10 protein-coding genes and 1 pseudogene are annotated in these 13869 nt (G+C 61.0%); 8 read left to right on the top strand and 3 right to left on the bottom strand.

Going from position 1 to position 13869, the window contains the following annotated elements:
• Nucleotides 1–96: 96 nt before the first annotated feature.
• The 5 genes from rlmB (at nt 97) to LG371_RS10395 (ending at nt 4890) form a co-directional block, all read left to right on the top strand.
• Complete coding sequence (gene rlmB, locus LG371_RS10415; RefSeq protein WP_067591582.1) at nt 97–843, top strand: 23S rRNA (guanosine(2251)-2'-O)-methyltransferase RlmB; 747 nt, start codon at nt 97–99, stop codon at nt 841–843.
• 232 nt (nt 844–1075) lie between these two features.
• Nucleotides 1076–2563: a UbiD family decarboxylase gene (locus LG371_RS10410; protein ID WP_225748437.1), complete on the top strand. Its 1488-nt coding sequence runs from the start codon at nt 1076–1078 to the stop codon at nt 2561–2563.
• Between the two features lie 121 nt (nt 2564–2684).
• Complete coding sequence (locus LG371_RS10405) at nt 2685–3260, top strand: UbiX family flavin prenyltransferase (RefSeq protein ID WP_067591256.1); 576 nt, start codon at nt 2685–2687, stop codon at nt 3258–3260.
• A 23-nt stretch (nt 3261–3283) separates the two neighbouring features.
• Entirely contained in the window at nt 3284–4006 is a 723-nt protein-coding gene (locus LG371_RS10400) for a DUF554 domain-containing protein (RefSeq protein ID WP_067591253.1), read from the top strand.
• Nucleotides 4007–4446: 440 nt separating this feature from the next.
• A complete protein-coding gene (locus LG371_RS10395; protein ID WP_225748436.1) occupies nt 4447–4890 on the top strand; it encodes a pyridoxamine 5'-phosphate oxidase family protein in 444 nt (147 codons plus the stop codon).
• Between the two features lie 87 nt (nt 4891–4977).
• Here LG371_RS10395 and LG371_RS10390 read toward each other — a convergent pair whose 3' ends face one another.
• The 3 genes and pseudogenes from LG371_RS10390 to LG371_RS10380 all read right to left on the bottom strand — a co-directional run bounded on the left by LG371_RS10390 (nt 4978) and on the right by LG371_RS10380 (nt 6032).
• Nucleotides 4978–5685, bottom strand: a complete 708-nt coding sequence (locus tag LG371_RS10390) for a LysR family transcriptional regulator substrate-binding protein (protein WP_225748435.1) — start codon at nt 5683–5685, stop codon at nt 4978–4980.
• A 22-nt stretch (nt 5686–5707) separates the two neighbouring features.
• Nucleotides 5708–5878, bottom strand: a pseudogene (locus tag LG371_RS10385) (LysR family transcriptional regulator); the annotation flags it as partial.
• A 10-nt stretch (nt 5879–5888) separates the two neighbouring features.
• A complete protein-coding gene (locus LG371_RS10380) occupies nt 5889–6032 on the bottom strand; it encodes a hypothetical protein (RefSeq protein WP_156503480.1) in 144 nt (47 codons plus the stop codon).
• A 354-nt stretch (nt 6033–6386) separates the two neighbouring features.
• Here LG371_RS10380 and LG371_RS10375 point away from each other — a divergent pair, with 354 nt between their 5' ends.
• From LG371_RS10375 to LG371_RS10365, 3 genes are all read left to right on the top strand, one after another.
• Complete coding sequence (locus LG371_RS10375) at nt 6387–7610, top strand: aspartate kinase (protein ID WP_225748434.1); 1224 nt, start codon at nt 6387–6389, stop codon at nt 7608–7610.
• A gap of 532 nt (nt 7611–8142) precedes the next feature.
• The gene (locus LG371_RS10370) at nt 8143–8622 is read left to right on the top strand and encodes a peptidylprolyl isomerase (RefSeq protein WP_067591241.1); all 480 of its coding nucleotides are present in this window, start codon (nt 8143–8145) and stop codon (nt 8620–8622) included.
• A 346-nt stretch (nt 8623–8968) separates the two neighbouring features.
• Nucleotides 8969–13786, top strand: a complete 4818-nt coding sequence (locus LG371_RS10365) for an NAD-glutamate dehydrogenase (RefSeq protein WP_225748433.1) — start codon at nt 8969–8971, stop codon at nt 13784–13786.
• Nucleotides 13787–13869 lie beyond the last annotated feature (83 nt).

The following is a 13869-nucleotide window of genomic DNA, read 5'->3' as shown; positions in this document are numbered from 1 at the left end:
AAAACGCGAATAGCAAAAGGCTACCTGAAACTTGAAATTCACCTGAAACCCATCTCGCAAACCACATTACCGAACAACACCCCGAAAGCCCAACCCATGTCCAACCGCCGCCTCATCTACGGCTTCCACGCCGTCAATGCCCGCCTGTGGCAAAACCCCAAAAGCCTCACCGAACTCTACGCCCTCGCCGGCCGCCACGACGAACGCATGCGCCAAGCGCTGGAAAAAGCCGCCAAAGCCAATATCCCCGTACACTTCGTGGAAGCCGCCCGCCTCGACAACCTCTGCCGCCACGCCCGCCACCAAGGCATCGCCGGCTTCATCGACGCCTCGCACAACCACGTCCACCTCGACGACGTGCTCGACAACCTCAGCGAGCCGCCCCTGCTGCTCATCCTCGACGGCATCACCGACCCCCACAACCTCGGCGCCTGCCTGCGCGTGGCCGACGCCATGGGCGTGCACGCCGTGATTGCCCCGAAAAACCGCAGCGTCGGCCTCAACGCCACCGTGAGCAAAGTGGCCTGCGGCGCCGCCGAAACCGTGCCCTACATCGCCGTAACCAACCTCGCCCGCACCCTGCGCGAGCTCAAAGAGCGCGACATCTGGATCGTGGGTACCGACATGGGCGGCGAGGCCGACCTGTTCCACTACGATATCCCCGCCGCCGTGGCCTGGGTGATGGGCAACGAAGGCGAAGGCATGCGCCGCCTCACCCGCGAACACTGCGACGCGCTGGTATCCATCCCCATGCTCGGCACGGTGGAAAGCCTCAACGTGTCGGTGAGCACCGGCATGGTCTTGGCCGAAACCCGCCGCCAGCGCGCGCTCAAGGCAGGCTAAACGCAGCCGCAAATTTTCAGGTAGCCTCATTCGCACGTATGCAGGCTACCTGAAAAATATCGGTCTGCAACAAAGCCAAAAATATCAAACCCACACAGCCAACCGTCCGCCTTCCCGCCATACCGTTTCGGTATTCCCCTGCAAACAAAACGGTATTTCCCCGCTATCTCCCGCGCGCCTATACTGCAACAGCATTCCGAACTTTCCCCAACGCAACAGAGAGGTGTAGAAAATGCCGAACCCGCAAAAATCCCCCGTGCACGACCTGCGCTCCGCACTCGAGCTTTTAAAAACCCTGCCCGGCGAATTGGTGTCCACCGATGTGGAAGTCGATCCGATTGCCGAGCTCTCGGGTGTGTACCGCTACGTGGGCGCCGGCGGCACCTGCCAGCGCCCCACCCGCAAAAACGGCCCCGCCATGGTGTTTAACAAGGTGAAAGGCTATCCCGGCATTCAGGTGGCCATCGGCTTGGTGGGCTCGCGCAAACGTGTCGGCCAATTCCTTAACTGCCCGCCCGAACGGCTGGGCTTCCTGCTCAAAGATTCCGTGCAAAACCCGATTCCGCCAGTGCTGCTTGGCGCCGAGCAGAAACCGAAATGCCAGGAAGTGGTGCACTTGGCCAGCGACCCCAGTTTCGACCTGCGCACCCTGCTGCCCGCCCCCACCAACACCGTGGAAGACGCCGGCCCCTATTTCACCATGGGTCTGTGCTATGCTTCCGACCCCGACACCGGCAAATCCGACATCACCATCCACCGCCTGTGCGTGCAGGGCAAAGACGAGCTTTCCATGTGGCTCACCCCCGGCCGCCACATCGACGCCTTCCGCCAGAAAGCCGAAGCCGCTGGCAAGCCGCTGCCGATTTCCATCAGCATCGGCGTGGATCCCGCCATCGAAATGGCCGCCTGCTTCGAGCCGCCCACCACCCCGCTGGGCTTCGACGAATTGAGCATTGCCGGCGCCCTGCGCGGTCACGGCGTGGAAATGGCCAAGTGCCTCACCATCAACGAGCGCGCCATCGCCCATGCCGAAGTGGTGATTGAAGGCGAGCTGCTGCCCGATGTGCGCGTGCGCGAAGACCAAAACAGCAACACCGGCAAAGCCATGCCCGAATTCCCCGGCTACACCGGCGACGCCAAGCCCGCCCTACCCGTGATCAAAGTGAAAGCGGTTACCCACCGCAAAAACCCGATTCTGCGCACCACCATGGGCCCGGGCGAAGAGCATGTGAACATGGCCGGCATCCCCACCGAAGCCAGCATCCTCGATATGGTGGAACGCGCCATGCCCGGCCGCCTGCAAAACGTGTTTGCGCATTCTTCCGGCGGCGGCAAACTCTTGGCCGTGATGCAGTTTAAGAAAACCACCCCCGCCGACGAAGGCCGCCAGCGCCAGGCCGCCCTACTCGCCTTCTCCGCCTTCCCCGAGCTGAAACACGTGATTCTGGTGGACGAAGACGTGGACATTTTCGACACCGACGACGTCTTGTGGGCCATGCAAACGCGCTACCAGGGCGACAACGACACCATCTTCATCCCCGGCGTGCGCTGCCACCCGCTCGACCCCTCGCAGTCGCCCGCGTTCAGCAACCGCCTGATTCAGGAAGGCACATCGTGCAAAACCATTTTCGACTGCACCGTGCCGCTGCACCTGAAAGAACACTTCCAGCGCTGCAAATTTATGGAAGTGGACGTAAAACGCTTCCTGCCGGACTTTTAAATGGCACCGGCTGATTTTCAGGTAGCCTCAAGCCCCTGCGGCCAAACCGCGTTGAAGCTACCTGAAAAACCAAAAACAGCGGCGCACCCAGCGCCACCACCCATCCACCCAAGGAGCAATCATGGGCAAACAACGCATCATCCTCGGCATCAGCGGTGCCAGCGGCTTCCAATACGGCCACAAAGCCTTGCAGCTCTTGCAGGCCGTGCCCGATCTGGAAGTGCACCTCGTTATCTCCAAAGGCGCGGAAATGACCCGCTCGCTGGAAACGCCCTACAGCCGCGAAGAAGTGCTGGCCATGGCCGATGTAGTCCACCCGATTCAGGATTTGGGCGCATCTATTTCCAGCGGCTCGTTCCAAACCCTCGGCATGCTGGTGGCGCCCTGCTCCATGCGTTCCCTGGCCGCCATCGCCCACGGCCTGAGCGACAACCTGCTCACCCGCGCCGCCGACGTGGTGCTCAAAGAACGCAGGAAGCTGGTGCTGATGGCGCGCGAAACGCCGCTCAACCTCGCCCATATCGACAACATGCGCCGCGTTACCGAAATGGGCGGCATCATCTTCCCGCCCGTGCCCGCGCTCTACCACCGCCCGCAAACGCTGGACGACATCCTCACCCACAGCGTCGGCCGCGCGCTGGATTTGTTCGGCATTTCCGTGCGGCACCTGCCGCGCTGGAGCGGCGGAGCAGAATAACTCATTTAATTTAGGAGAATATCATGCTTATTGGCCCTTTTGTAAATGGTAGCGCCGTCGTGATCGGCGGACTCCTTGGTGCTTTTGCCGGCAACAAGCTGCCTGAACGCGTACGCGTCGGCCTCAACCCTTTGTTTGGTTTATGTTCCATTGGTTTGGGTATCATGGCTATCCCGGGCGTAAAATACTATGCTGCAGTAGTGTTGGCTTCGGTTATCGGCTTAACTATCGGCGAGTTGTGTTACATCGAAAAAAACATCAACAAGCTGGCTGCCTCTACCCGTACTCTGATTGACAAATTCCTGCCTTCCAATGGCACTTTGTCGCATGAAGAATTTTTGGATAAATTTGTTGCCATCTTGGTATTATTTTGCGCCAGCGGTACTGGCGTATTCGGCTCTATGCACGAAGGCATGACTGGCGATCCCTCCATCCTCTACATCAAAGCCATTTTGGACTTCTTTACCGCCGGCATCTTCGCCATCACGCTAGGCTACGCCGTATCCGCCATCGCCGTTCCGCAACTGGCCATTCAGCTCACACTGGCTACGTTGGCTGGGCTGATTGTGCCGCTCACCACCCCCGAAATGCGTGCCGACTTTGCCGCTGCTGGCGGGCTGATTATGGTGGCTACCGGTCTCCGGATTACCGGTATCAAATCCTTCCCTGTAGCCAATATGCTGCCTGCCTTGATACTGGCAATGCCCATTTCATATTTGTGGGCAACCTACGTCGCCGGGCATTAGCCTCCAGGCCACCTGAAAACCTGTGTGGGCTGCACAGAAACTCGCCTTCTTATTGGCAGCCTCGTTTTCACTATCAAACGTCAAACTCCCGGCGAAACCAAACGGCACGGCAGGCTACCTGAAACCTGCCGCGCCGTTTCCTTTCGCCCCATATTTTCCACTTTGCCGAAGTCCTGCCAAACCCTCGTTTTAGCGAAATCCGCTTCACCCATTTTCAGGTAGCCCGCTATACCGTTTCCCGCCCAGCTACTACCATTCGCCACGCAAAGCCGTTTGCACCATTTTTGCAGCACCTATAGTGGATTAAAATCAGAATGGGACAAGGCGGCGAGCCGCAGACAGTACAAGCAGTAGCAAGGCGAGTCAACGCAGTAGCATTCTGATTTTAATCCACTATATTTTCAGGCAGCCTTCCCACCACCCACACTCGCCCACACACCATGCCGCCCCTGCCCACCCACATCCGCACCTTCCTTGCCGGACACCACGTCGTCAGCCTCGCCGCCAGCCACAACGGCGAACTGTGGAGCGCCAGCTGCTTCTACGTATTCGACGAAGCCGCTGCCCGCCTCATCGTGCTCACCAGCAAAACCACCCACCACGGCCGCCTCATGCTGCTCAACCACCGCATTGCCGGCACCATCGCCGGCCAGCCCGCACGCATCCGCGACATCTGCGGCATCCAATTTGCCGCCCGCGCTGAATGCCTCACCGAGCCCGCCGCACGCCGCGCCGCACTCGAGCTCTACGCCCAAGCCCACCCCATGGCCAAAGTCTTCCCCAGCGACATCTGGCAGCTCAGCCTCGACTACATCAAACACACCAGCAACCGCCCCATCTTCGCCCACAAAACCCATTGGCGGCGCAACGAAGAAAACAGCTAACCCATCCCGGCCGGCCAAATATTTTCAGGTAGCCTTCCCGCATTCGATATGAATACTGAAAAGGCTACCTGAAAACCCCGCCCGCCCTCACCGGCAACGCGGCGCCACAAACGGATAACCGTTTGCCATCACCTCCTCCAGCCCGCGGATTTCCGGCGTAGTGGTCAGCTTTACCAGCGCCGGGAAAAACACCTGTAAGCTGGGCAACACTTGTACCAATACGCTGTGGTGCAACTGCGATGGACATACTTCCGATTCCGGTAACAGCGCTGCCACCTCGATGCCCGACTCAATCCAATCCACAATCACGCTCGGCTGTGATACTCCCATTACCACCTTCGGCACAATGCCGCTCTTGTGCATCTGATCCATCAATTGTTCAAACGTGCCCACCCCGCTGCTGCGGCGCAGCAAAATCAGCGGCAGCGCGCCCAGCTGTTTCAGCGTCATCGTTTCGGGCGCGCCTTCTGGCAGCAGGCTGCGGTGCACCACGGCCACCAGCCGCACCGCCGGCAGCGCCAGATAGCGGTAGCGCTCCAGCCGTTTCGGCTGCTGAATCAGCGCGATGTCTATCAGCTGATTGTTCAGCAGCGTTTCCAGGTGGCTGGAATCGGACACCAACACATTGATTTCCGTGTCGGCATACTGCCGGCGGATGGCCATAATCAGCGGGGTGAAATATTTTTGATAGAGATGGGTGAGCCCGATGCGCAACACGTGCTGCTGCTGTTGGGCGAAAACCAGCGTGTCGCGTTCGATATTGCCGATGCCCACCAAGATTTCCAGCGCGCTCATAAAGGAAGAAACCGGTGGGCGTGGGACGGATGCGCCCACCGTCGCGAAACAGCAGCGGCGTGCCGATTTCCTGCTCCAGCTCCTGCACGCGCTTGCTTAAGGGTGGCTGGGAAATATGCAGCGTTTCCGCAGCCTTGGTGAAGCTGCCGCATTCCACCACGGTGCAGAAATATTTCAGTCGTTTGATGTCCATCGCGTTTCTCCTATTGGGTGCTTAACGCGGCGCTGGCGGTTTCGGGCCGCGCCGCAATCCTCTGTTTTCTTTCAGGTAGACTCCCGCCGCAGGGGCTACCTGAAAATGGCAAGCTGTTTGGCAGGCTGTTATTTTTCACTTCGTTGCCATGCATGTTTTCGTTTTGCAGAAACCCGGTTTCTACGGAAACCTGTTTTCAGGTAGCCTGAAGCCCTTTCTAAGCAGCGGCCGGCGGCAAGGGGCTACCTGAAAAATGCCAGCGCCGATAAATCCGGGCTGCAAAGATTGTAGCAAACCCGCCGCACGCCCTGCCCGATGCCGTCGGAATTTTCCGCCGCCGCGCCGCCTTTTTCGCCCCGGCAGCCGCTTCCGCCCACAACAGGCTTGTGTTTTTATGCCAAACTGGCAATAATGCCGCCTGCCTCTGTGGCAACCGCTTCCAACCTCATCACAGCCAATCCGCCGCCGCAGGCGGGTTGGCTTCAAAAGTTAAAGAGAGTATCCAAGAATGGCTTTATTGGTACAGAAATACGGCGGAACATCGGTGGGCAGTTCCGAGCGCATCAAAAACGTCGCCAAACGCATCGCCCGCACCCGCGCCGAAGGGCACGACGTGGTGGTGGTAGTGTCCGCCATGAGCGGCGAAACCAACCGCCTCGTGGCGCTGGCGCACGAAATCCAAGAATTCCCCGACCCGCGCGAAATGGACGTTGTCCTCGCCACTGGCGAGCAGGTAACCATCGGCCTTTTGGCCATGGCGCTGCAAGACATCGGCGTGCCCGCCAAGAGCTACACTGGCTGGCAGGTGTTGGTGCAAACCGACAACGCCCACACCAAAGCCCGCATCGAATATATCGACGACAGCAAAATGCGCGCCGACCTGGAGCAGGGCAAAGTGGTGATTGTGGCCGGCTTCCAAGGCGTGGATGCCGAAGGCAACATCACCACCCTCGGCCGCGGCGGCTCCGATACCTCCGCCGTGGCGCTGGCCGCCGCGCTCAAAGCCGACGAATGCCAAATCTACACCGATGTGGACGGCGTTTACACCACCGACCCGCGCGTGGTGCCCGAAGCACGGCGCATGCATACCGTGTCGTTTGAAGAAATGCTCGAGCTCGCCAGCCTGGGCAGCAAAGTGCTGCAAATCCGCTCGGTGGAATTTGCCGGCAAATATAAAGTCCGCCTGCGCGTGTTGAGCAGCCTCACCGAAGACGGCGAAGGCACCCTGATTACTTATGAGGAAGACCCCAATATGGAACAAGCCATCGTATCCGGCATCGCATTCGACCGCAACCAAGCCCGCATCAACGTGCGCGGCGTGCCCGACAAGCCCGGCATCGCCTATCAGATTCTCGGTGCCGTATCCGCCGCCAACATCGAAGTGGACATGATCATCCAAAACGCCGGCGAAGAAGGCACCACCGATTTCTCCTTCACCGTATCGCGCGGCGACTACCGCCACACGCTCGAGCTCTTGAAAGCCGTGGAAGACAACATCGGCGCGGCCGGCATCGACGGCGATGACACCGTATGCAAAGTATCCATCGTCGGCATCGGCATGCGCTCACACAGCGACGTGGCCGCCACCATGTTCCGCACACTGGCCGAAGAAAACATCAACATCCAGCTGATTTCCACCTCCGAAATCAAAGTGTCCGTGCTCATCGACGAAAAATACCTCGAGCTCGCCACCCGCGTGTTGCACAAAGCCTTCGGCCTCGACCGCGAATAAACCGCCCATGCCCGCGCCACCCGGCTCGGGCATTTTATTTTTCAGGTAGCCTTTACACACCATAAAGGCTACCTGAAAACACAATAGCCGCACCTCCTTTGCCATGCTTCTAAAATTTTCAGGTAGCCTCAAACTCCCGCAAAGGCTACCTGAAAATTTTCCGGCAACCGTAAAATCCTGCCTAAAAAAACCCTGTTTTTGTAAACCAACCCCCGCCGCGCCTCCGCCCGAGCCGCTCATCCTCCAAACAGGCCAGCCACACCCATCATCATTACCCCGCCCAAGCCATCATCTTCCCAAATCCCAGAAAACACCAAACAAATCAATCCAAAACCACACCCAAGCCAAATACCTTCTCTTGCTCCTACCAAGCCGCCGCCCGCCACGGCAACCCCGCGCCAGCAAGCCAAGCCGCAGCCCGTTCTCAGCCCGCCCGCCTGCCCAATCCAAGCCCACCAAAGCGCCGCAGCATTGCCTAAACATCCCAATACGGTAAAATACAGCCTTCCCAACCACTCGGCAGGAAAGTGCCATGAATATCGAAAAGAACAGCGTAGTAACCCTGCATTACGAAATGTTTGACGCCAACAACCAGCTCATCGACCAAACCGAAGAGCCCATCGCCTACCTGCACGGCGGCTACGACGGCATTTTCCCGCTGGTGGAAGAAGCGCTACACGGCAAAGCCGTGGGCGACGAAATCGACATCACCCTCCAGCCCGACGACGCCTTCGGCGAGCAAGACCCCGAGCTCGTGCGCCTCGAGCCGCTCGATGTTTTCCCCGTGGAAGTGGAAGTGGGCATGATGTTTGAAGCCGACGACCCCGTTACCGGCGACGCCATCGTTTACCGCGTTACCGACATCGCCGACGGCAAAGCCGTGGTAGACGGCAACCACCCCTTAGCCGGCATGAAACTGCGCTTCAAAGCCAAAGTGAGCGACATCCGCGCCGCCACACCCGAAGAAATCGCCCATGGCCATGCCCACGGCGAACACGGCCACCACCACTAAGCGCCGCCCATCCCTCCATCCGCCCGCCCGGCAAACCGCCGCCGCGGGCGGATTTGTTTTGCCGCATCCGCCCTTTCCCAGCCTCCCGTAAAACAAACGATACATTTCCACCTCAAAGGCTACCTGAAAACCCCCGCAGGCTACCTGAAAAATGCCAACTCGCGTATCATATGGCGGATTAAACCAAACCCTTTCCACTCCACACTATAGTGAATTAAATTTAAACCGGTACGGCGTTGGCTCGCCCTTCCGTACTGCTTGTACTGTCTGCGGCTCGCCGCCTTGTCCCGATTTAAATTGAATCCACTATATATTCCAAATTCCAATAATTCAGAGGAGCCGTTTCATGAGCCTGCCCGCCCCGGTTTTACGCCTGCAAGATTGCGCCCGCCAACAGAATTTTACGGAAGACTTCCCCCCCTTCCTCGCCGGCTACTACCGGCAGGCCGACTTCGCCGACCTCGCCCGCTATAGCGACGACGCCCTCGTGGCCGCCGCCGACTCCCACCGCAAGCTCGCGCAAGAGCCCCGCGCCGCCGGCAAAGCCGTGGTGCGCGTATCGCCCACCGGCGACGCCGTGCAGCACACCCTGGTGGAAATCGTGGCCGACGACACCCCTTTTCTGCTCGACTCCCTGCTGATGCTGCTCAACCGCGAGCAGCGCCCCCCGCTGGCCGTGCTGCACAGCGTGTGGCACGTCAAACGCAGCGACAACGGCCAAGCCGCCGCCATCCAGGCCGAAGCGCACGAAGGCAGCGCCAAAGAAACCCTGGCCGCCTTCTATCTGGAGGGCGCCGAAGCCGCGCAAGATCAAGAGCTGGCCGAGAAAATCCGCCTGCTGCTGGCCGAGCTGGGCATGCTGGCCGCCAGCGAGCACAAACTGCGCGGCCAGCTCCTGCTGGTCAACCAAATGATTTTAAACGAAGGCCGCAGCCACGACGCCGAAATCGTCTCCTTCCTCAGCTGGCTGGCCGACCGTAACTTCCTGCTGATGGGCTTCTGCGAATACGATTTGGTGAGCCAGTCCGGCAGCCCGCGCCTCCAGCCCAAAGCCGACACCGCGCAAGGCATCCTCACCCAAAACAACAGCCGCTTCCTCGCCGACAACTTCGCCGCCCTTTCCGACGCCGACAAAAAACAGTGGCTGCACAGCGACCGCCTGCTGCTCGACCGCTCCTCCCACCGCAGCCGCATCCACCGCCCCGCCTACTACAACCTCATCGGCATCCAAAAGCTCAACGCCAGCGGCCAAGTGATCGGCCAATGGTGCTTCATCGGCCTCTACACCGCCCCCGCCTACACCGGCAGCATTTGGGACATCCCCGTGCTGCGCCGCAAAGCCGAACACGCCCTCAAACACTTCGCCTTCGAAGACGGCAGCCACAACGAACGCCAGCTGCGCCACCTGCTGCAAACCTACCCGCGCGACGAGCTGTTTGAAACCGGCGAGGGCGAGCTTGTTGAAACCCTGGGCGGCCTGCTCGCCCTCAGCCGCCGCCCGCGCACCCGCCTGTTTGCCCGCGCCGACCTGTTCAAACGCTATGTGTCCGTGCTGTGCTATCTGCCCAAAGAGCAGTTCGACAGCCGCCTGTGCCAGCGCATAGCAGGCTACCTGAAAACCGCGCTCGCCGCCGAGAGCTGCGAATTCGCCGTGCAGCTGGCCGACGACAGCGCGCTGGCCTGCGTGCCATTCCTGTGCCACACCAACGCCGCACGCCTGCCCGCCTTCCATTCCGCCAAGCTGGAGCAACACGTTGCCCGACTGGTGGAAAACGCCGAGGCCGACAACGCTGCCGCAGCCGCGCCGCAACCCGAGCCCGCCGCCGAAGCGCCTGCCGAGCCGCAACAAGCTGCCCCCGCAGCCGCCCCCGCGCCCAAGGCCGACAAACCCGTCGCCCACGCCGAAGCAGACGGCGCCTTCTCCGCCGCCTACCGCGAAGCCTTCGGCCCCGAGCAGGCCATTGCCGATTTGAAACACGCCGCCCAGCTCTCCGACGAGCAGCCCGTGGTGGCCACCTTCGGCGCGCAAGATAACCCCGTGGCGCCCTATGCCTTCCGCCTCTACACCCCGCTCAGCCCCAGCCTGTCGCAAACCCTGCCGCTGATTGAAAACATGGGCTTGAGCGTGCACACCGCCGTGCCCTACACGCTCTACACCGAAGACGCCGCCGTCGGCCTCACCCACTTCTCCGCCGCCGCCAGCGTGCCGGTGCAGCAAGCTGCCGAAGGCGGGCCGGCCGCCGCTGCCGAGCTGCCCGAGCTGTTTGCCGAACTCTGGGCCGGCCGCGTGGAAAACGACCGCTTCAACGCCTTGGTGCTCGCCGCCGGCATTTCCTGGCGCAACAGCGTGCTGCTGCGCGCCATTGCCAAATACCTGAAACAGGCCACCCTGCCTTTCAGCCAGGAGCGCATCGAGCAAACCCTCATCCGCCACGGCGCCATCGCCGCCAAATTGGCTGATTTGTTTGCCGCCCGCCTGCACCCCGAAGAAGCCGACGACAACCGCGCCCTGATGATCAACAGCGAACTCACCGGCCTCTTGGCCGACGTGCCCTCGCTCGACGACGAACGCATCATCAACGCCTTCCGCGCCGTCATCCTCGCCGTGTGCCGCACCAACTTCTGGCAAACCGATGAAGCAGGCTACCTGAAACCCGAAATCAGCTTGAAAATCAAATCCAAAGACATCCCCTTCCTGCCCAAACCGCACCCCATGTATGAAATTTGGGTGTACAGCCCGCGCGTGGAAGGCATCCACCTGCGCGGCAGCAAAGTGGCGCGCGGCGGCCTGCGCTGGTCCGACCGTTTCGACGACTTCCGCACCGAAGTGCTCGGCCTGGTGAAAGCGCAAATGGTGAAAAACGCCGTCATCGTGCCCAGCGGCTCCAAAGGCGGCTTCGTGTGCAAACAGCTGCCCGATGCCGCAGCCGACCGCGAAGGCTACCTGAAAGAAGGCGTGGCCTGCTACCGCATCTTCATCAACGCCCTGCTCGACCTCACCGACAACCGCACAGCCGAAGGCATCGAGCCCCCGCCGCAGCTGCACCGCCGAGACGGCGACGACCCCTACCTGGTAGTGGCCGCCGACAAAGGTACCGCCTCCTTCTCCGACACCGCCAACGCCCTGGCCGCCGAACACGGCTTCTGGCTCGACGACGCCTTCGCCTCCGGCGGCAGCGCCGGCTACGACCACAAAGGCATGGGCATCACCGCCCGCGGCGCCTGGGAATCCGTGAAACGCCACTTCCGCCATCTGGGCAAAGACATCCAAAATGAAGACTTCACCGTGGTGGGCATCGGCGACATGGGCGGCGACGTGTTCGGCAACGGCATGCTCCTGAGCGAACACATCCGCCTCCAAGCCGCCTTCAACCACCGCCACATCTTCATCGACCCCAACCCGAACGCCGCCAAGAGCTTCGACGAGCGCAAACGCCTGTTCCAAAGCGGCGGCAGTTGGGAAAAATACAGCCGCTCGCAGATTTCCCAAGGCGGCGGCGTGTATGAGCGCAGCGCCAAATCCATCGCCATCACGCCCGAAGTGAAAGCCTGGCTCGGCATCGAAGCCGAAAGCCTCACCCCCAACGAGCTCATCCGCGAGCTGCTCAAAGCCGACGTGGAACTGCTCTACAACGGCGGCATCGGCACCTACATCAAAGCCGAAGCCGAAAGCCACGCCGACGCCCGCGACAAAGCCAACGATGAAGTGCGCGTGAACGGCAGCGAGCTGCGCGCCAAAGTGTTGGGCGAAGGCGGCAACCTCGGCGCCACCCAGCTCGGCCGCATCGAATACTGGCAAAACGGCGGCCGCTGCTGCACCGACGCCATCGACAACTCCGCCGGCGTAGATTGCTCCGACCACGAAGTAAACATCAAAATCCTGCTCGGCGAAGCCGTGCGCGCCGGCCGCCTGCCGCAAGAAGAGCGCGACGAGCTGCTCAAACAGATGACCGCCGAAGTGGCACAACTCGTGCTGCAAGACAACTATTTACAAACCCAAGCCCTTTCCGTGGCCCAGCTCAATCCTTCAGGCTACCTGAAAACCGCCGCCAACCTCATCGGCTATCTCGAAGAGCACGCCGCTTTAGACCGCGCCGTGGAATTCCTGCCCGATGCAGCCGAAATCCAGCGCCGCGCCGCCGCAGGCCAAGGCTTGAGCAACCCCGAAGTGGCCGTATTGCTCTCCTACAGCAAAATGCACTGCCAAGACGCCATCCTCGGCAGCGACATCCCCGACGACCCCAACTTCCTGCCCGCCCTGATCCGCTATTTCCCCGCCCCGCTGCAACAGCAGTACGGCACCGAAATGCAGCATCACTACCTGAAACGCGAAATCATCGCCAGCCAGCTGGCCAACCGCATCATCAACCGCATGGGGCCGCACTTCATCCAGCGTTGCAGCGAAGAAAACCAAGCCTCCGTGGCCAACGTGGTGCGCGCCTACTGGCTGGCCGACATCCTGCTCGACGGCGAAGCCCGCTTCCAAGCCATCCAAGCCTTCGACAACCGCCTACCCGCCGAAGCGCAAATGCGTCTGATTGCCGACGTAGCCGAGCTCATCAGCCACGTGGCCGGTCAGCTGCTGCGCAACCGCCGCCCCTTCGGCAACCTCGGCAGCCTCATCACGCAATATCGTGCGCAAACCGTTGAATTTATGCAGCAGCTGCCCGCCCGCATCCAAGCCGAAGAGCACCCCAGCATCGCCGAGCGCGAAGCCCGCTTAAGCGGCTACGGCGTGCTCAGCGCGCAGGAAACCGCCGAGCTCGCACGCCTGCCCTTTGCCGCCAACGTGCTGGCCGTGGTGGATTTGGCCGCCGATTTAGGCAAGCCCGTGGAAACCGTGGCCAAAGCCTATTTCATGCTGTCCGAACGGCTGAACATGAGCTGGATTTACCGCGCCATCGCCAAACTGCCGCGCGGCAACCAATGGCAAGGCCAAGCCTGCCTGGCAATCTACGAAGACGCCACCCAAATCCACCTCGATCTCACCCGCGACTTCCTGCAGGCCGGCAGCAACGGCCACGCCGCCGCCAAAATCGCCGCTGCCCGCAGCCAGATTGCCGACATGCAGCAATACGAGCCCGCCGATTTGTCGATGCTCGCCGCGCTGGTGCGCAATCTCTCGAAAATCGCCAATCCGGCCGAGGATGCAAAACGCGCATGAGTCAGCCCTCCCTCCCCGGCAGCCGCCCGCTGCTCGCCATCGACACCTCCACCCAGTGGCTGTCGCTGGCGCTGCGGCACGGC

Origin of the sequence: Eikenella sp. Marseille-P7795, from assembly GCF_916618725.1 — a bacterium.
Classification (GTDB): Bacteria; Pseudomonadota; Gammaproteobacteria; order Burkholderiales; family Neisseriaceae; genus Eikenella; species Eikenella longinqua.
Note: the sequence above shows the minus strand (reverse complement) of the source record. Positions and strands in the feature narration are given on the sequence as shown.